This window comes from Rossellomorea aquimaris (assembly GCF_001877785.1).
Classification (GTDB): domain Bacteria; phylum Bacillota; class Bacilli; order Bacillales; family Bacillaceae_B; genus Rossellomorea; species Rossellomorea aquimaris_A.
In genome coordinates this window covers 412,756-429,413 of the sequence record NZ_MINN01000074.1, presented here as the reverse complement: position 1 = coordinate 429,413, position 16,658 = coordinate 412,756, and the positions used below count along the sequence as shown (strand labels likewise).

Genomic DNA, 16,658 nt, shown 5'->3' with positions numbered 1-16,658 from the left:
CGTTTCCTTACCGGGTCCTCCTTTCGATAGATATGGAGATGTTTTTGAAGACAGATCTTGTATGTTATGTATTGCATCTCGCTAAATAGGATTCTAGCAAACTATCTGAAAATACAGAATACCCGAATAGTGGATACATTTGGATATTAATGTAAAATAAATTGGTAAAAAGAAAATTTATCCGGTATTTCAAGAAAAATTTCCTCAAATCTTCTGTTTTAGCGTTATTATATCTAGGAAATCGGTCATGTCTTTTCTCAACCTTGAATCTAAACTTTTTCTTAAAAGAGTTTCTTTTGGAGGATAGCATGGAGATTTTTTACAGTTAAATGGTAGAATGACAATGTAGGAAGGGGGAAAGAAATTGAAGAAATTGATACTATCAGGCGGAGGGGATGAAAAGCAGACCAGAATCATAGATGAGTATTTCGTTTCTATGCTGAGTCCCGATCTGCCGCTTTTATACATTCCTGTCGCTATGGATCCGCCTGCTGAAAATTATAGAGAATGCTATGAATGGTTCACTGAGGTATTTCACCCACTCGGTGTTTCCTGTATTGAGATGTGGACTGATTTAGATGATAAGAGAATAGATGATTTAAATGTTTTCTCAGCAGTTTATATTGGAGGAGGAAACACCTTTCACCTTTGGGGAAAGTTGAAAGATACACCTTTTTTAGAGATGCTGGAACTTTATATTGCGGAGGGGGGCATCGTATATGGAGGCAGTGCAGGAGCGATCATTCTTGGCAGCCATCTTGAAACCTGTGCACTCAGTGATGATAACACTACAGGTTTGACGGATTATTCGGGGCTCGGGTGCATTGGTGGTTATGCCATCCTGTGTCACGACGAAAAAGGTCAGGAAGAATTCATCAAATCGCTTACAATAAAATGGAAAAAGCCTGTAATTGCTCTATCAGAAGAAACTGGATTAGCTGTAGCAGGAAACTGCCTGACTGTGATTGGCAATAAACCTGCTATTACTTCTGACGAAAATGGGATTTTGGAAGTGAATATAGGTAAAGTAATTGAATGGAAAGAGTGATGTGATCCAACTGGATGATGAGGGAGGAAAGGTGAAAAAGTGAATTTGAAATTATTGATACTCCCCGGGGTCGGTATACTGATCATGATCGGCATTTTCCTCGTGAACGACGCCCGGACATTACATATCGAACAATCTGATTTACCGGTAAACAGAACGCTTGCTGTCGAGATATCCCAAAGGTATTTGGCGGGTTGGTGGAAACCCTTTTCTAAGCTTGAATCTACACCTTATGAGATGAAAGACGTTCATATAATGAGAGAGGAAATCAGCGTTGAATTAGTCGACGAAAGAGATTCCTCCAAGTGTGAGGGCTATGAAATTGTCATTAATAAAAACAGCGGCACTGTGCGGGAGAAAAAAGAAATTAACTTCTGCAGGTGAAAAGAGAAAAGGAGGCATAGTGGCCAGATGGAAAATATTCTGTTTTTCTTTGCTTGTCTGAGTGTCATTCTGAGTGTTTCTGTTTTGTTTATTACAGGTATCGTTAATATCATGATGCCTATGATCGGTAAGGCAGCCTGCCAGACAGCAATGGCAGGCAGTTAATCAGCCGGGAAATACGTGATGGATTTTATATTTATAAATTCATTAGCGGTTCTGATGATTGTATGCGGGAGTTATTTTGCATACATACTTTACAAACTTGAAAAAGTAAATAAATATGATAGCGGAGAAGAGGGTTGATGAGTGTGGATCACATATTAAAGGAAGTACCAGATATCATCGAGACAGAGAGGCTGATCTTAAGAATGCCGATGCCGGGTGACGGGAAGGCAGTGAATGCAGCGATCAAAGCGTCGCATGCAGAACTAAAACCGTGGCTTGGTTTCGCTCAGGTCCTGCCTGATGTTGATGAAACAGAAGCTAATACGAGGGAAGCGCATGCGAAATTCATAACCCGTAAAGCTCTCAGGTACCTGATATTTTGTAAAGAGACCAACCGTTTCATTGGATCGACAGGATTTCACAATATTGATTGGAATATACCTAAGTTTGAAATCGGATACTGGATCGATACCAGAATGACCGGCAAAGGATATATGGGAGAAGCAGTTGGAAGACTGACTGAGCTTGCAATAAATGAACTTGACGGCAGAAGGGTTGAAATTCGCTGTGAAAGTGACAACCTCAGAAGCAGAAAAATTCCAGAACAGCTTGGGTATGAGTTAGAAGGAATCTTAAGGAACGATGATTTGTCCAGGGACGGGACCCGGGTCACTGATACCTGCATTTATGGGAAGGTTAGGTAAAATATATCAGACTGCTATCATTGTAATATTTACTGCAGCAGCACCTTTATGAAAGCACTGTTAGCAGCTTATGCCTAATACGACTGGCTTATGTATGAGACTGTTCCTTAGTCCATTCTTTTGCCAGCATGCTGTAAGTAACAATATCTTCATAGTGATCATGCAGCCACTGTCCATCCCGCGTAATTCCTTCCTTTTTAAAACCCAGCCTCTCAGGGATTTGAAAGCTTTTGGAATTTGTAACAGCACACTGAATCTCAACGCGATTCAGCTTTAATTCAGAAAAAATATAGTTTAATAGTGCCTTAATCGTGGTGGTAACAATTCCTTTTCCTTGTGCCTGTTCTGATAAAAAGTAACCGATACTTGTTGATTTCGTCTTCCAATCAATATAATGAAGGCCGACCATCCCAACTAATTCCCCTCGATAACGAATTCCCGCATCAAACCCATTATTATCGGCATAATTGCGGATCCAGATTGGGATGATCGGTGTTAAATCATCAGGGGATTGACGCTTGTCCACCCATTGGAGCCGCGCACGCAAATGAGCCCTGTTGCTATCAATCAATTCATATAATTCCTCTTTATGATGCTGCTGGAATAATTCCAATGAAATATCTTCATTCACTTTAAATGAAAACAAAGTTTTCACCCCTTTTTGAAATTTAGAAAATTATACCACTTAATAGAATTCGGGGTAACAGTTTTTTCTGAATTCGTTTATAATAAATATCAGAAAACGAAGCAGGAGGTGGTAACATGGTAATGATATTACCAGAGTCCGGAGCGTCTCATGCAAAGCCTGTTACTGGAATGGCGATACTTTGCATGGGGTGGACAACAATCTGATCGCCCGTACATGTTTCGTGTATTTCCAATGATGGGCTTTGTACCTTATTTACTTTTTATTGATAATAAGGGGATGAGCTCGTTGAAATATGTGAACGCAGACGGTTTACTGCCGGAAAAATTATTAAAGGAAATTCAAAATTATGTCCAGGGAGAGACGATATATATCCCTAAACCCAGAAATACCTATAAAAAGTGGGGAAGTCAATCAGGTGCGAGAGCGTTGATTGATGAACGGAATGCACGAATTCAGCATGCATTCAAAAACGGAGAAAAGATCGATCAACTGGCATTGGAGCATCATTTGTCTTGTGAAACAATCAAGAAAATCGTTTATCGGAAATAACCCATTCACTTCACCGGGAAGCTGCATGCTCCCGGTTTTTTCATTCAATAGGCAGACGGTATGTATTGTTTAATTCTGAGTCATTATATATATTTATTTTTATCCATGGATGTATTAGTGTGGAATTGAAGTAAATCACTAGAGCATTAAATATAGGAGCGATAAAGATGGATGCATTCATTCGAAACGATCAATATAATTTCATCAGTTACCAGACTCAGGTATTGATAAACGGCTATGCAACTGTAAATGATCCCGGGGTGCTGCAAGCCTTAAGAGCACTTGTAAGAGATAAAGTCATGGATTTGTTCGAAGAGCTGGGAACTCAAGAGCAGGATATGATTGAGAAAATAACAGATATCAAGGATTCAGATCATGCAGAAGACTTCCTGGAAGCATTGAGAGAGTATGTAATACCTTTTCAGACTGTAAATGAAACGGCATTGAAAAAGATGTTTCCCAAAGTGAAGAAGCTAAGGATCCCCGACCTGAAAGAATTCGATTTCAAAGCTATATCATATCTTGGATGGAATGACTTCGGACAGGAAAGCAAGTACATCGTAGCTGAGGTTGACGGAAGGCTTATAGGGCTTAAGGGGACATTTAAAAACAGCAGTATAAAAGGGCTTTGTACAATTTGCCATTCGTTTTCAGAAGTTGGCTTATTTGTATCACAATCCAAGAAATCTTCTCACGGCACATTTGTTAAAAAAGGGAACTATATATGCCGGGATAGTATGGAATGCAATGGTAAATTAAAGGATTTAGACAAGCTAGATGATTTTATTGAGAGAGTGAAGCAATAATAAGACCGGGAATGAAACCGGTCTTTTTTTGCGGTTAATTAGCATGAATTTCGGCATCAAGCATTAGATTACGGAATTCCAATATTGTGTAAACTTGATAATTCCCTTGAAACATGGCTGTACTTTAAGTAGTATAGATAAGTAGAAAATTTGTATAGTTTCGAAATGAGGGTTTTAAATGGAGAAGACATCCATATATGGATTAACATTAGATCAACTTACCTCATGGCTGGTTGAGCATGGTCAGAAAAAATTCCGTGCTGCCCAGGTGTGGGATTGGTTATATAAAAAGAGAGTAACTGATTTTTCAGAGATGAAAAATGTAAATAGTGATTGCATCCAGTTATTGGATGAACATTTTCATATCCAGACACTGCAGCAGGAAATCAAACAGGAATCAAAAGATGGAACGATCAAGTTTTTATTTAAACTTCAGGATGGCAACCTGATCGAGACTGTCTTAATGCGTTTTAATTATGGCTTGAGTGTATGTGTAACGACCCAGGTAGGCTGTAATATAGGTTGTACTTTCTGTGCAAGCGGGTTGTTGAAGAAGAACCGCGATCTTTCCAGTGGTGAAATTGTTGAACAGATCATGAATGTCCAGCATCATCTGGATGCACAAGGCAAAGATGAGCGTGTAAGTCATATTGTTGTGATGGGAATCGGCGAACCTTTTGATAACTATGATAATATGATGGATTTCTTCAGGGTCGTAAACGATCAGAAAGGTCTTTCCATCGGGGCCCGTCACATCACGGTGTCGACAAGCGGATTGGCGGATAAGATCTATCAATTTGCTGACGAGAACATTCAAATTAATCTGGCTGTATCATTGCATGCACCGAACAATGAACTCCGTACGAAGATCATGAAAATCAATCGTGCTTATCCGCTGGAAAAATTGATGCCGGCAATAGATTATTATCTGGAAAAAACGAATCGAAGGATCACGTTCGAATACATTCTTCTTCACGATGTGAATGATCATAAAGAAGAAGCACTGCAGTTGGCAAAATTGTTAAAAGACAAACGTCATTTATCCTACGTCAACCTGATTCCATATAACCCGGTTGACGAACACAATCAGTATCAACGGAGTACGAAAGACGCTATTGTCGGATTCTACGGCACTCTTCTCGATCACGGCATCAATTGCGGTGTCCGAGTCGAACAAGGGACGGACATTGATGCTGCATGCGGCCAATTGAGAAGTAAGCAAATTAAAAAAGATAAAGAAAAGGCTAAATCCTGATCATTATGAATGAAAAACACGAATTTCTATTTGGAATTCGTGTTTTTTTACAGTGATTTTGAAATTGGTTATGTAACGAGCGCTTCAAATATGATTTTTGCAATTTTAATTCAAATCATGAATTTTGATAATTATTTATTGAAAATCAATAAACACCCTTTTATAATGAAAAATATGGAAGGGGAGGGTGTTGTGGAAAAAACTTCAACTTTCTTCTTGAAATCAGCCGTTATCTTAACCGGATTGGCTGTTGCAGGGCTTAGTATGTATGGTCTTCCCGAGCTGGCTGCATTTTCAGCAATGAAAAATCCTGAATTTGCGTATTTGAAGCTGCCGGTCCTCCAGGGGCTGTATACGACAGAGATTCCTTTTTCTTGCACTTTACCAGGCTTATCGATTGATAGAGTACATTGAGTCCGGTACGGCGTTTACAGTAGAGGCCGCAAATACGTTAAGAATGGTCAAGAAATGTGCATGGATCATTTCAGGAATTTTATCATAGGTGCATTATTTTTGCTCATGCAGGGTGCACTTCACCCCGGAATTGCAGCAGCAGGATTGGTGATTGTAAATGCATCTATGACAATTTCTGTATTTGCAGCAGTATTGCATGAAATGCTTAGGCATGCACTCGATTTGAACCCGGATAATGAATTAACCGTATGAGGTGAGAAAATGAAAATTGATGCTGTCATTTTTGATATGGACGGAACACTATTTCAAACAGATCGAATTTTAGAGCTATCCCTTAAAGACACTTTCGCATGCTTAGAGAAGGAAGGATTGTGGGAAGGGGCTCCCCCAATTGATAAATACCGGGAAATCATGGGTATTCCCCTGCCGAAAGTCTGGGAAACATTATTACCTCTTCACTCAGAAGAAGTAAGGGAGAGTGTGGATGAACACTTCCTTGAAGTGCTGGTTGATAACATTCAAAGCGGGAAGGGTGAATTATATCCCCATGTAAAAGAAACTTTGGAAGAATTAAAGAAGCATGGAATGAAATTATTCATTGCCAGTAACGGACTTCCTGCTTATTTGGAATCAATCGTAAAGTATTATAATCTGGACCGCTGGCTGGATGCCGCTTACAGCATTGAGCATGTGGATTCCCTGATTAAATCAGACTTGGTGCACATGATTTGCAGGAAACATGGTATTAAGAGTGGTGCCGTGGTCGGAGACCGGCTCTCGGATATAACCGCTGCAAAAGATAATGGACTGCTGGCAGTTGGGTGCCGCTTTGATTTTTCTCAAGAGCATGAACTGAAGCAGGCTGATATAGTTATCGAGGATTTAATCGAATTAAATCAATTTATTGAGGCCGTTGGTCGCTCTAATAAAATCAAGTCTTAACATAGTGGGGGCAAGGCGGGTGAAAAAGAGCCAGTTGACGATAGGTATGGTACTTATAGTTTCGTTGATACTGCTGACAGGGTATGGGCAGGATTTAATTAATCGAGAGAAATTCTATGAAACCATTGAACATACAGATCTTTCTCTTGAAAACGTAAAGAGAATTTCCTTGGATACTGCAGAAGAAACTGTGTTAACGAACTTGAAAGCCCCTTTTGAAGTGAATGAAATACCTGAAACACATACTAAATACCTTGTTTATGATGATGTTGAATTCGGTATAAAAGATAAGAAAGTTTTCCGTTACTTCTTCAGAGGCGATTACCGGACTGCCAAAGGGATACGTGCAGGGGATGAAGCCGAAAAAGTAATAGATGCATATGGTCCCAATTACTATGAAAGAACGGATACAGGAACAGATATCATTGGATACTTTGATAAACAGCACAACATTAATATTGAGTTCAGTTTCATTGATAAGAAGCTGATTGGGACCATCATACAAAAATACTAATTGCAAGGCCCGTCTCTCTCAAGCAGGGGACGGGCCTTTGGCATGGAGTATGGTATGTTAAAATAAGAATAGAATGATTGGTTAGTAATTCTATAGATATAAATTCGTTGCAGGTAAAGAGGTGCTATTTTGGAAGTGAATCATCATGATATCACCATCATTGGTGCAGGGGTAAGCAGTATTTTCTTCGCGTATACGCTGATCAATGAGAATCCGGATATCAGTATACATATGATAGATGTTGGTAAAGAACTGGAAAACAGGCACTGCGGGATAGATGAAGGAAAAGAATGTACTTGCGGAGATACATGCAGCAAGTATACGGGCTTTTCAGGACTTGGGAAATCTGAAGGGAAATTCAATTATACAAATGATTTCGGAGGAGAACTTCATAGGAAGATAGGAAAAGAACGTGCGCTTCGACTGATGGAGGAAGTGGATGCAATTCTCTGTAAATTCGGTGGCAGTGTCAGGGAGAAATACAGCACTAAGAACGAAGCTCTTTCCAAAAAAGCAAGACGGCATGGCCTTCATGCACTATCCACTGAAGTACGTCACCTGGGAACCGATCTGTCGCAGAAGATCTTTCAAAATATGTATGAGTTCATGCAGGACAGGATGACTTTTTCGTTTGAAACTAAAGTTGAAACTATTCGAAAGAATGAAAAGGGATTTGAACTCCATACCAATCAGGAAAAAGTCCACACAAACACTATTGTGGTCGGAACGGGAATGAGCGGGAGTATCTGGTTGAAGAAGATGATGGAGTCTTTAAGTGTCTATCCTGGAGAAACGCGTCTTGATATGGGATGCCGGGTGGAAATGAAAGAAAATCAGCTAAAGGCGATCCTTCAAGACACCTTTGAGACAAAATTAAAAATACAGTGCCGCAATTATGAAGGCACGACATATTGCATGAATCCCCGGGGGCGCATCATAAGGAAGCATCAGCACGGGCTGGTTATGCCTGATGGACAAAACGTTTATGAAAAAGAAACTCCAAGCGCCAACTTGAATTTCACGCTATTTGTGCCGCAGTATTTTTCTTCCTATGAAGATGCAATGAACCGGGCAGTAGAGATCATTGGCAGTATCAACAGGGGAAAGGACAGGGTTGTTGTCCAGAGACTTACAGATTTTAAGCGTGGCATACGAACTGAAGCTCTTGTCGGCAATGAAGTGGTACCTTCCTTAAATGCGGATATCGGAAACGTCAGGAAAGAAATACCTAAACTCTATAGTCAAGCCCTGCTCGACTTTCTTTTTGCACTGGAAAATCTGCTTGGTGAAGAGATTCATGGAGATACACTTATTTACGGACTGGATGCCAAATTCTATGAACCGAAGTTATTTACTGACAAATTCCTTGAAAGTGAAGTGAAAGGGATATATTTGATCGGTGACTGCTCGGGAGTCACTCATTCTCTCTCCCAGGCTGCAGCAAGCGGAATATACTTAGGAAAACACCTCGCACTTTTGCCCGGAGAAAATAATTTAAGGGGATACCGATGATGGACTGCAGTGTGTTCAAAAAAATTTTACATGATAATGAAAGTAAGCTTATCGTAATTGGTGTTGATGGATTGAGCCGATCAGGAAAAACAACGTATGTGAATAAAGTCGAAAAATTCTTGGTGGAGAATCATATCGATCATGTATGTCTTCATTTGGATGATTTTATCGAGCCCCGTTCTAAAAGATATAATACTGGTTATGAAGAATGGGAGGAGTATTATTTTTTACAATGGAATGTGGAAAAGTTGAAAGAAGACTTGTTTACCGGGCTGAGGAGCTCAACCTTACTGCATCTTCAATTCTATAATAGGGAGAAGGATGTTCAAATTTCGAAGGATGTAATCATCCCATCAACCGGATGTATCCTGATTGAAGGGGTATTTCTTCAACGAAAAGAATGGAAGGACTATTTTGATTATGTCATCTATTTAAACTGTGACAGGGAGACACGGTTCAAAAGGGAGAGAGAACTGACACAGACCCATTTGGAAAAGTTCGAGAAACGGTATTGGAAGGCCGAGGACTATTACTTAATGAATGTAAAGCCTGAAGAAAGTGCCGATTATATAACCAACACAAAGAATGATGGAGGCTGTATTTTTATCTATATACCGGAATAATCCCCTTAAAGCTAAGTAGTTTCTTGCCACTATTTTGTTATGGGGATTCTTCAGTCTATATAAACTATTCATATTCTCAAGGGCGGCCGGTGTTTTTACAATCTTCATGTTCGCAGCATTTCAACAATCATTTTCCGGGCATTTTAAAAAAGGTGGCCTGCTGCATGACGGGCATGCGCAGGCATTTTTTAATGGTAAATCCACCTTTGAAATTTTTATCATCTGCCCTTTATAAATCCTTCAGGAAAACAAAGCTTTTTTTCTGATAATCCATTTTTTCTTCATAAAATCGATGTGCATCAATGCGCTGAAGTCCTGATGAGAGAGAGATGCGCTCATAACCATGACTCCTTGCCCACTTCTCGACATACAAAAGTAATTCTTGCCCGTGACCTTGTGAGCGCTCATTAGCATCAGTGACTAAATCGCATACCCAAATGAACTTTCCATTATATAGTGTTATCATAGGCATGAACCCGGTGACAGAGACGATCTTTTCCTTATTGTATAAAGCCGCCAGTTGATATCCGTCTGAAGCAGCAGCATCTTTTATTAATTCAAGATATTGGTCCCTATCCAGATGTGTCCTTAGCTGCTTCATCAATGGGTATGCCTCAAGCCAGTCTGTCTCGAACTTCAATTCCTTAATGACTGTCATATTCCCGCTCCTTGTTTCCTCATTATGTTAATCAAGTATTAGTCATCTTCCTGCATTTTCTTAACTTCTTCCCTGTGAAAAGGAGATCCTTCCACTTCATTGACAACACTGAAAGGATTTCCGTCCGGATCTATAAAATCGAAGAATTTCATCCCATCCCACTCATCTATCTCTGAAGCTTTGACACCATTTCTGTTAAAATAAGAATAAGCCTCGTCAATATCCTCAACGAGAAAGTTGTAATAAGAATTTTTCTTGTTTTTAGTGATTGAAAACTCTGATGGCTGTGGTTTTTCTACTTGCACCAAACCGAGTTGAGTCGGGCAGTCAGGGAAGTAAAACCCGGCTCCGCCGTCCCATTCATCAATTAATTTGACACCTAATAGATCTTGATACCACTTCTGGGATTTCTTTAAATCTGTCACCGGTATGAATACGCTTCCTACTTTGAACATTAGACCACTCCTAGCATATTTAAAATCACCCTGATAACGAATGAAAAGAATGAAAAGTTACACATTTTTTGAAAAATGGAGGATTGCCGTGATATTCGATAATATAGACAAAATCATGTCCCAACTCTACCGTTTTTGTTTAAAGCAGACAGGATCACCATGGGCAGCTGAAGATCTGGTTCAAGAGACGTTGACAAAGGTATACTCGCTAAAAACGATTGATCCTGAAAGAGAGTTCACTATTAGTTTTCTGTGCAAAGTGGCAAAAAACCTCTTTATCGATGAATTGAAAAAGAAAAAAGCCGTCACCGGTTTCAGGGAAGAGCTTTACCAGTTTGAAGAAGACTTTATTACATGCGAAGGGTTGGTTGAAGAGCTGATGATGAAATTGCCGATCCGGCAGGCAGTTCTTATTACTTTAAAAGATGTTTTCAGTTACCGCTCCCAAGAAATCGCAGAGATGCTCAGAATTTCAGATGAATCAGTAAAGACGGCGTTATCGCGTTCAAGGTCGCGATTAAAGAGTATGAGGGATTACACACCTCAGATCAGGCGCTCGCCTCGAGATCATGAGTTGATTTCCGAACTGACATGGGCGATCAAGCACAGCCGCCCCGCCTCGCTTTTTACCCTTTTCCGGCTTCTGGAGTCAAGACATTTTAAGATAGGAAGAGACTCAGGTACCAGGCGTATACATCTGTGTGACCCTGATGGGAACATCCTGGAAATTGTTAATTAATGAATATCCATTACGGGGAAAGGCGTAGTTTTAGACAGTTTGTCGAAAGAATGTTAAGCTTCTTGAAGGGTATACTAACAATCGACTGGGCTATTAGCCTGCTCGATTTTTTTTTGGCCCAAAACTTATTAGAAGGAGGGTTTCGATTGGATAAATGGATGAAATTCCTTGAAGTCAATGCTCCGAGAATCTTGGATATGACGATTGAACACGCTGTACTTGTCGGGTTGGCGATTTTCGTTGCACTTTTGATCGGTATCCCGCTTGGAATTTATTTGACTACGAATGATTATCTGGCGGAGACTGTTTTGCAGATTGCATCGGTAATGCTCACAATCCCAAGCATAGCATTATTCGGAGTCATGATCCCGATTTTCTCGATCATCAATCAGGGAATCGGCTTTGTCCCCGCATTTGTAGCACTTGTACTTTATTCCCAGCTGCCCATTATTCGGAATACATATACAGCAATCAAGAATGTCAGTCCTGAAATGAGGGATGCGGCAAAGGGGCTCGGGATGAAAACACACCAACGTTTGTTCCGTGTGGAGATTCCAAATGCTTTTCCGTCGATCATGGCCGGTATCCGGACAGCGGTGGTGCTTAATATAGGGATAGGGGTCATTGCAGCTTATATAGGTGCTGGAGGGCTGGGCGTCCTTATCACACAGGGAATCTCCCGGGGGGATAATTATTTAATTATCAGTGGATCTGTTGCCGTTGCAATACTTGCGATGATTGCGGATGGCATCCTTATGTGGATCCAAAAACGCTTCACACCGAAAAGTATATCTAACTAAAGAGGTGAAAAGATGATAACGTTTGATCAAACAACAAAAACGTATGAAGGCGGAGTGACAGCCGTCAACAAAGTTGATTTCACCGTGGAAAAGGGTGACATAGTTGTCCTTCTCGGTCCTTCAGGCTGTGGAAAGACAACCCTGCTTCGCATGGTGAACAGGCTTGAATCCATTTCAGAGGGCAAAATCATCATTGATGGACAGGATTCCATGCAATTGAATGAAATAGAATTAAGAAGAAAAGTCGGATATGTCATCCAAAGTAACGGATTATTTCCCAATATGACAATCGAGCAAAATGTAATGATTGTCCCTGATATGCTGGGATGGGATAAAAAACAGAAAAGAGAACGATTTGATTCATTGATGGGTATGATCGGCTTGAGTCCCGACAAATATAGAAAACGATATCCGCATGAATTGTCGGGCGGTCAACAACAGCGGATCGGCGTAATCCGGGCACTCGCAGCTGATCCGCCCGTCATGTTAATGGACGAACCATTTGGTGCTCTCGATCCGATCATCCGGGAAAAAATACAGGATGAGTTTTTGCAGATTCAAAAAGAAGTGAAGAAAACCATTCTTTTTGTCAGTCACGATATCGATGAAGCAATCAAGATGGCAGATAAAATCGTTTTGCTGCGTGGCGGGGAAATCATGCAATATGATTCACCCTCCGAAATGCTCGTACGGCCAAAAAATGACTTTGTGTATGAATTTTTCGGGAAAGACAGGGCAATAAAGAGTTTAAGTCTGCATACCATTTCTGATTTAAAAGAAATTATCGGACTTGTTGATATAGATGAAAGCGTAGAGGATACCAAAACGATAAGCGTGCATCATGATTTGAGGAATACTCTTTCCATGCTATTAAACCAGGAAGCGGAGCAGGTCATTGTTTTGAATCATTCCGGGGATAAACTTGGGGCGATTACGATTGATCGTGTCCAAAAATATCTTCATTATGAAATAAAGGGCAAAACCTCCCCGGCTGTGGAAGGGTGATTTCATGAATAAGAAAAAACTGATCAGCCGGCTTGTTCGTTATTTTGTATATGCACTGGTCATGATCTTTATGGCCTGGGCGGTAAAAAATCAATATTTCAATTATATCTTCAGTGAAACCAGTACGTTTTTCCTGTTGTTAAAACAACACTTTCAGCTGGTCCTGGTATCATCCCTCTTAGCGATAGCAGCTGCAGTGCCTATAGGGATCCTGATTACACGCAAATCGTTCAGAAGGGCTGAGTGGGTTGTTTCGAATACTGTAAATTTTGGTCAGACCATTCCGAGTCTCGCTGTTCTTGCCCTTATGATCAGTATACTTGGTATTGGCTTTAAAACGGCAGTGTTTGCGCTCTTTATTTATTCGCTTCTCCCGATATACAGAAATACAGTAGCAGGTATCGATTCCCTTGATGAAAATTTAATCGATGCAGCAAGGGGGATGGGTATGACACCATCTCAAATCCTTTTTAAAATCGAATTGCCAAATGCGGCTTATTCCATTTTAGCGGGGATTCGGACAGCTGTCGTATTGAATATCGGAACAGCTGCACTTGCCTATGTAGTCGGAGGCGGAGGATTGGGTGTATGGATTTTTACAGGTATTCAATTATTCGATAACGGTTATTTGATTTCAGGGGCGATCCCGGTCACACTGCTGGCTATATCAGTGGATTATCTTCTTAGACTGCTCGAACGCGCAATTGTATCTGAAGGGATCAGGCAAGGTTGAATGCAACAAGAAACGGAGGTGATTGTATGTTGAATAAACAACTGACTCTGGTGATTGCAGTGGCTTTTACACTTTTTCTTTCTTCTTGTTCAAGTGTAGGTGTAGGAGGGAAGCAAGTGTCAGTAGGAGGAAAGAATTTTACGGAACAGTACCTGCTTTCTGAGATGACGGCATTTTTGCTCAAAGAGGAAGGTTTCGAAGTCAAGGAGATGAACAACCTGGGTAGTACGGTCGTAAGAAAGGCCCTGGAAAATGAGCAGGTGGATCTTATGTGGGAATATACTGGTACTGCTCTTATAACATATATGGGGAAAGAGCCGATATCAGATCCGGAAGAAACGTTCCAAAAAGTCAAAGCGATTGATGCTAAAAACGGGATTCTTTGGATGAATATGTCTGAGGTCAATAACACATATGCCCTTGCGATGACTAAGGAAAAGTCGAAGGAACTGGGTATTAAGTCGATCAGTGATCTTGCATCATATATCAAGGAGAACCCAGGAAAGCTGACGATTGCTTCCGATGCGGAATTTGCAAACCGTCCTGATGGACTTCCAGGGGTCGAAAAGAAATATGGCTTCAATTTCGGAGCAGAAAACATCAAACAAATGGACATAGGTCTGACACAGAGAGCCCTGGATAACAATCAGGTCGATGTATCCGTTGCTTTTGAAACGGATGCCACGATCAGGGAATACGGACTTGTCACTTTAGAGGACGATAAGCATTTCTTCCCGCCATATCGTGCTGCTGTAAGTATCAATGAAGAAACCTATGAAAAATATCCTGAAATAAAAGAAATCACTGCCCGTCTGGCTGATAAACTGAACAGTGATATCATGCGTGAACTTAATTACAAAGTAGATATCGAAGGGAACAGTGTTTCGGTTGTTGCCCACGATTGGCTAGTGGAAAATGGATTATTGGAAGATTAATCAGTGGACAAATGATCCGGAAGAGAGTGTGTGCCTTTGAAGGTATACACTCTTTTTTTGAATTCAAGAAGAAGAATTATCATCCATGGATTTCAGTCTGTCCAAAGAGGAGCTTTTTTTATAGTAGTCCTCCATGATTTCCAGTATCTTTTCCTCTGACAGCCCGGAGAAATCAACCAGCATGGAAATGGTTGGCTTGATTGAAAGTGACTCACACGTCTGGAGGGTGGATAAGATAAGGTTATGATAGTCTTGGTCACGGGATTTTGTGCTCTTCCGCTCTCGTTTGTTATGTTCATTTATTTGATGTTGATCACATGGTTTCATAAGGATGAACCTCCTAGTCTTAAAAAAGGAATTGTATAGGGTTTATCCTTAAAATAGAGGAGATAAACATCTTTTCCATCTGAACGATAAAATCCCCTGCTGGTTTTTTGTTATCCAGTTTGAGGTATATATACGTATATCTGGGACAACTGGGAGGGAAGAAGATGGAAAAAGCAATGATGATCGTTAATCCTTCTTCGGGTAAGGAAGAAGCAGTCGATTATGTTGAAGAAATAGAAATGATATTAAGTCAGCAAGGTTATGAGGTAAAAATCAGTCAAACAGAGAAAGAGCTCGATGCAACAAAATTTTGTCAAAATGCATGTAAAGATGAATATGATCTTATCATTTCAATAGGGGGAGACGGCACTTTACATGAGACGATCAATGGTCTGATAGATGAACATCATAGGCCGAAGCTCGGAATCATCCCGATGGGTACCGTGAACGATTTTGCAAGAGCACTGAATATTCCCTTGGACCCCAAGAAAGCAATTGAGCTAATCCGGCATCACAAGATCCGAAAGGTTGACATTGGAAAAATCAATGAGGATTATTTTGTGAATATTGTTGCTGCAGGGGCAATTGCAGAAGCAGTATATGAGGTTTCTCCAGAGGAAAAGACTAAGATGGGGCCATTTGCGTACGTCCTTGAAGGAATGAAAACATTGGCATCAAACCCCACTTACCCTCTGACTATAGATTATGACGGAAAGAAATGGGAGGGAAATTCATTATTATTCCTCGCAGCCTTGACCAACTCGATTGGAGGATTTGAGAAGATCGCTCCTGATGCTGAGGTGGATGACGGTATGCTGCATTGCTATATAATAGATGACATTAATGTTCTAAAGCTGCCAGCAGTCATGTCTTCCATCCTGACTGGAAAGTTGAAGGAGAATAAAGATGTTACATACTTCCAGGCGAAGGCTGTCAAATTATCTTCTCCGGATGAACTGGTTACGAATGTGGATGGAGAGGAAGGACAGAAGCTCCCCATCGAATTGAAAGTGATTCCAAATCACATAGAAGTGATGGTTCCTTGAATGAATCTCAATATAAAATGCACGAATAAAGCGCCTCTTAATGGTAATTTGTGTTAATATTGGGTTATGGAACCTGTTGATTTATAGGAGGTAGCTAGATGAATAAAAAAGTGTTAACAGACATAAGGACCATTACAGGGTTTATTACAGCTTTCCTGTTAAGTATTGCATCCATAATACTCGCTTTGAATGACAACCAATTTTGGGTAGCCGCCATTGTAATATCTTTCGTTCTATTATCGTTCAATGTCAGAAGGGCAGATAAATTGTATAAGGAAGTATAGGAAGGTGCCTGCTGAAAAGAGAGTAGATTCAGAGGGATTTCTCTTGGGGATAGCGGAATCAGGATGATCTATATTGATAAAGATAAACCAATTTAAACGATAAAAAACGCT

General features: G+C 40.4%; 25 protein-coding genes. 21 read left to right on the top strand and 4 right to left on the bottom strand.

The features are described 5' to 3' along the window. Positions 1-364 precede the first annotated feature (364 nt). The 4 genes from BHE18_RS06060 (at position 365) to BHE18_RS06050 (ending at position 2,301) form a co-directional block, all read left to right on the top strand. On the top strand, positions 365-1,048 hold the full coding sequence (locus BHE18_RS06060; protein WP_071617700.1) for a Type 1 glutamine amidotransferase-like domain-containing protein: 684 nt from the start codon (positions 365-367) through the stop codon (positions 1,046-1,048). A 39-nt stretch (positions 1,049-1,087) separates the two neighbouring features. Next, complete coding sequence (locus tag BHE18_RS06055; protein WP_071617699.1) at positions 1,088-1,432, top strand: hypothetical protein; 345 nt, start codon at positions 1,088-1,090, stop codon at positions 1,430-1,432. Between the two features lie 27 nt (positions 1,433-1,459). Beyond that, a complete protein-coding gene (locus BHE18_RS23165; RefSeq protein WP_171910668.1) occupies positions 1,460-1,597 on the top strand; it encodes a hypothetical protein in 138 nt (45 codons plus the stop codon). 143 nt (positions 1,598-1,740) lie between these two features. Then, positions 1,741-2,301, top strand: coding sequence for a GNAT family N-acetyltransferase (locus BHE18_RS06050; RefSeq protein ID WP_071618262.1), 561 nt, complete (start codon positions 1,741-1,743; stop codon positions 2,299-2,301). 88 nt (positions 2,302-2,389) lie between these two features. Here BHE18_RS06050 and BHE18_RS06045 read toward each other — a convergent pair whose 3' ends face one another. Next, positions 2,390-2,947 carry a GNAT family N-acetyltransferase gene (locus BHE18_RS06045; RefSeq protein ID WP_071617698.1) on the bottom strand — a complete coding sequence of 186 codons (558 nt, stop codon included), beginning with the start codon at positions 2,945-2,947 and terminating at the stop codon, positions 2,390-2,392. 288 nt (positions 2,948-3,235) lie between these two features. On the opposite strand from BHE18_RS06045, the gene BHE18_RS06040 reads away from it, so the two are divergent. The 10 genes from BHE18_RS06040 (at position 3,236) to BHE18_RS06005 (ending at position 9,565) form a co-directional block, all read left to right on the top strand. Then, positions 3,236-3,499, top strand: coding sequence for a CD3324 family protein (locus BHE18_RS06040; RefSeq protein WP_071617697.1), 264 nt, complete (start codon positions 3,236-3,238; stop codon positions 3,497-3,499). A gap of 167 nt (positions 3,500-3,666) precedes the next feature. Next, complete coding sequence (locus tag BHE18_RS06035; protein ID WP_071617696.1) at positions 3,667-4,305, top strand: FusB/FusC family EF-G-binding protein; 639 nt, start codon at positions 3,667-3,669, stop codon at positions 4,303-4,305. Positions 4,306-4,483: 178 nt separating this feature from the next. After that, entirely contained in the window at positions 4,484-5,560 is a 1,077-nt protein-coding gene (rlmN, locus tag BHE18_RS06030) for a 23S rRNA (adenine(2503)-C(2))-methyltransferase RlmN (RefSeq protein ID WP_071617695.1), read from the top strand. A 90-nt stretch (positions 5,561-5,650) separates the two neighbouring features. Then, the gene (locus tag BHE18_RS22695; protein WP_141771816.1) at positions 5,651-5,974 is read left to right on the top strand and encodes a hypothetical protein; all 324 of its coding nucleotides are present in this window, start codon (positions 5,651-5,653) and stop codon (positions 5,972-5,974) included. Next, on the top strand, positions 5,958-6,062 hold the full coding sequence (locus BHE18_RS23945; protein WP_171910667.1) for a hypothetical protein: 105 nt from the start codon (positions 5,958-5,960) through the stop codon (positions 6,060-6,062). Before BHE18_RS22695 ends, BHE18_RS23945 begins: the two co-directional genes overlap by 17 nt. Then, positions 6,029-6,226 (top strand): DUF2975 domain-containing protein, encoded by a 198-nt coding sequence (locus BHE18_RS22690; protein WP_083573643.1) that lies wholly within the window; start codon positions 6,029-6,031, stop codon positions 6,224-6,226. Before BHE18_RS23945 ends, BHE18_RS22690 begins: the two co-directional genes overlap by 34 nt. Before the next feature lie 9 nt (positions 6,227-6,235). Further along, on the top strand, positions 6,236-6,916 hold the full coding sequence (locus BHE18_RS06020; protein ID WP_071617694.1) for an HAD hydrolase-like protein: 681 nt from the start codon (positions 6,236-6,238) through the stop codon (positions 6,914-6,916). Between the two features lie 19 nt (positions 6,917-6,935). Continuing rightward, on the top strand, positions 6,936-7,430 hold the full coding sequence (locus tag BHE18_RS06015) for a hypothetical protein (protein WP_083573642.1): 495 nt from the start codon (positions 6,936-6,938) through the stop codon (positions 7,428-7,430). A gap of 135 nt (positions 7,431-7,565) precedes the next feature. Continuing rightward, complete coding sequence (locus tag BHE18_RS06010; protein WP_071618260.1) at positions 7,566-8,942, top strand: NAD(P)/FAD-dependent oxidoreductase; 1,377 nt, start codon at positions 7,566-7,568, stop codon at positions 8,940-8,942. Continuing rightward, entirely contained in the window at positions 8,942-9,565 is a 624-nt protein-coding gene (locus BHE18_RS06005) for a kinase (RefSeq protein WP_071617693.1), read from the top strand. The genes BHE18_RS06010 and BHE18_RS06005 overlap by 1 nt, the downstream gene beginning before the upstream one ends. Before the next feature lie 229 nt (positions 9,566-9,794). Here the strand turns inward: BHE18_RS06005 and BHE18_RS06000 are convergent, their stop codons facing one another. Together BHE18_RS06000 and BHE18_RS05995 are read right to left on the bottom strand one after the other, a co-directional pair. After that, on the bottom strand, positions 9,795-10,223 hold the full coding sequence (locus BHE18_RS06000; protein ID WP_071617692.1) for a GNAT family N-acetyltransferase: 429 nt from the start codon (positions 10,221-10,223) through the stop codon (positions 9,795-9,797). 38 nt (positions 10,224-10,261) lie between these two features. Beyond that, positions 10,262-10,678: a VOC family protein gene (locus tag BHE18_RS05995; RefSeq protein ID WP_071617691.1), complete on the bottom strand. Its 417-nt coding sequence runs from the start codon at positions 10,676-10,678 to the stop codon at positions 10,262-10,264. 88 nt (positions 10,679-10,766) lie between these two features. Here BHE18_RS05995 and BHE18_RS05990 point away from each other — a divergent pair, with 88 nt between their 5' ends. From BHE18_RS05990 to BHE18_RS05970, 5 genes are all read left to right on the top strand, one after another. Beyond that, complete coding sequence (locus BHE18_RS05990; RefSeq protein ID WP_071617690.1) at positions 10,767-11,417, top strand: RNA polymerase sigma factor; 651 nt, start codon at positions 10,767-10,769, stop codon at positions 11,415-11,417. 146 nt (positions 11,418-11,563) lie between these two features. After that, positions 11,564-12,217 (top strand): ABC transporter permease, encoded by a 654-nt coding sequence (locus tag BHE18_RS05985; RefSeq protein WP_083573639.1) that lies wholly within the window; start codon positions 11,564-11,566, stop codon positions 12,215-12,217. 12 nt (positions 12,218-12,229) lie between these two features. Then, positions 12,230-13,222, top strand: coding sequence for an ABC transporter ATP-binding protein (locus BHE18_RS05980; protein WP_071617689.1), 993 nt, complete (start codon positions 12,230-12,232; stop codon positions 13,220-13,222). Between the two features lie 4 nt (positions 13,223-13,226). Then, the gene (locus tag BHE18_RS05975) at positions 13,227-13,955 is read left to right on the top strand and encodes an ABC transporter permease (protein ID WP_071617688.1); all 729 of its coding nucleotides are present in this window, start codon (positions 13,227-13,229) and stop codon (positions 13,953-13,955) included. Between the two features lie 26 nt (positions 13,956-13,981). Next, a complete protein-coding gene (locus BHE18_RS05970; protein ID WP_071617687.1) occupies positions 13,982-14,890 on the top strand; it encodes a glycine betaine ABC transporter substrate-binding protein in 909 nt (302 codons plus the stop codon). 63 nt (positions 14,891-14,953) lie between these two features. On the opposite strand, the gene BHE18_RS05965 is transcribed toward BHE18_RS05970, so the two are convergent. After that, positions 14,954-15,217, bottom strand: coding sequence for a hypothetical protein (locus tag BHE18_RS05965; protein ID WP_071617686.1), 264 nt, complete (start codon positions 15,215-15,217; stop codon positions 14,954-14,956). Positions 15,218-15,381: 164 nt separating this feature from the next. Between BHE18_RS05965 and BHE18_RS05960 the strand changes: the two genes are divergently transcribed. Further along, entirely contained in the window at positions 15,382-16,263 is an 882-nt protein-coding gene (locus BHE18_RS05960) for a diacylglycerol/lipid kinase family protein (protein ID WP_071617685.1), read from the top strand. A gap of 98 nt (positions 16,264-16,361) precedes the next feature. Continuing rightward, the gene (locus tag BHE18_RS05955; RefSeq protein ID WP_071617684.1) at positions 16,362-16,547 is read left to right on the top strand and encodes a hypothetical protein; all 186 of its coding nucleotides are present in this window, start codon (positions 16,362-16,364) and stop codon (positions 16,545-16,547) included. Positions 16,548-16,658: the final 111 nt, after the last annotated feature.

Coding starts and splice junctions, on each gene's coding strand:
- BHE18_RS23165 (WP_171910668.1), top strand. CDS start 1,460: ATGGAAAATATTCTGTTTTTCTTTGCTTGTCTGAGTGTCATTCTGAGT.
- BHE18_RS06035 (WP_071617696.1), top strand. CDS start 3,667: ATGGATGCATTCATTCGAAACGATCAATATAATTTCATCAGTTACCAG.
- rlmN (WP_071617695.1), top strand. CDS start 4,484: ATGGAGAAGACATCCATATATGGATTAACATTAGATCAACTTACCTCA.
- BHE18_RS22695 (WP_141771816.1), top strand. CDS start 5,651: ATGATTTTTGCAATTTTAATTCAAATCATGAATTTTGATAATTATTTA.
- BHE18_RS22690 (WP_083573643.1), top strand. CDS start 6,029: ATGTGCATGGATCATTTCAGGAATTTTATCATAGGTGCATTATTTTTG.
- BHE18_RS06020 (WP_071617694.1), top strand. CDS start 6,236: ATGAAAATTGATGCTGTCATTTTTGATATGGACGGAACACTATTTCAA.
- BHE18_RS06005 (WP_071617693.1), top strand. CDS start 8,942: ATGGACTGCAGTGTGTTCAAAAAAATTTTACATGATAATGAAAGTAAG.
- BHE18_RS06000 (WP_071617692.1), bottom strand. CDS start 10,223: ATGACAGTCATTAAGGAATTGAAGTTCGAGACAGACTGGCTTGAGGCA.
- BHE18_RS05995 (WP_071617691.1), bottom strand. CDS start 10,678: ATGTTCAAAGTAGGAAGCGTATTCATACCGGTGACAGATTTAAAGAAA.
- BHE18_RS05980 (WP_071617689.1), top strand. CDS start 12,230: ATGATAACGTTTGATCAAACAACAAAAACGTATGAAGGCGGAGTGACA.
- BHE18_RS05975 (WP_071617688.1), top strand. CDS start 13,227: ATGAATAAGAAAAAACTGATCAGCCGGCTTGTTCGTTATTTTGTATAT.
- BHE18_RS05970 (WP_071617687.1), top strand. CDS start 13,982: ATGTTGAATAAACAACTGACTCTGGTGATTGCAGTGGCTTTTACACTT.
- BHE18_RS05965 (WP_071617686.1), bottom strand. CDS start 15,217: ATGAAACCATGTGATCAACATCAAATAAATGAACATAACAAACGAGAG.
- BHE18_RS05960 (WP_071617685.1), top strand. CDS start 15,382: ATGGAAAAAGCAATGATGATCGTTAATCCTTCTTCGGGTAAGGAAGAA.
- BHE18_RS05955 (WP_071617684.1), top strand. CDS start 16,362: ATGAATAAAAAAGTGTTAACAGACATAAGGACCATTACAGGGTTTATT.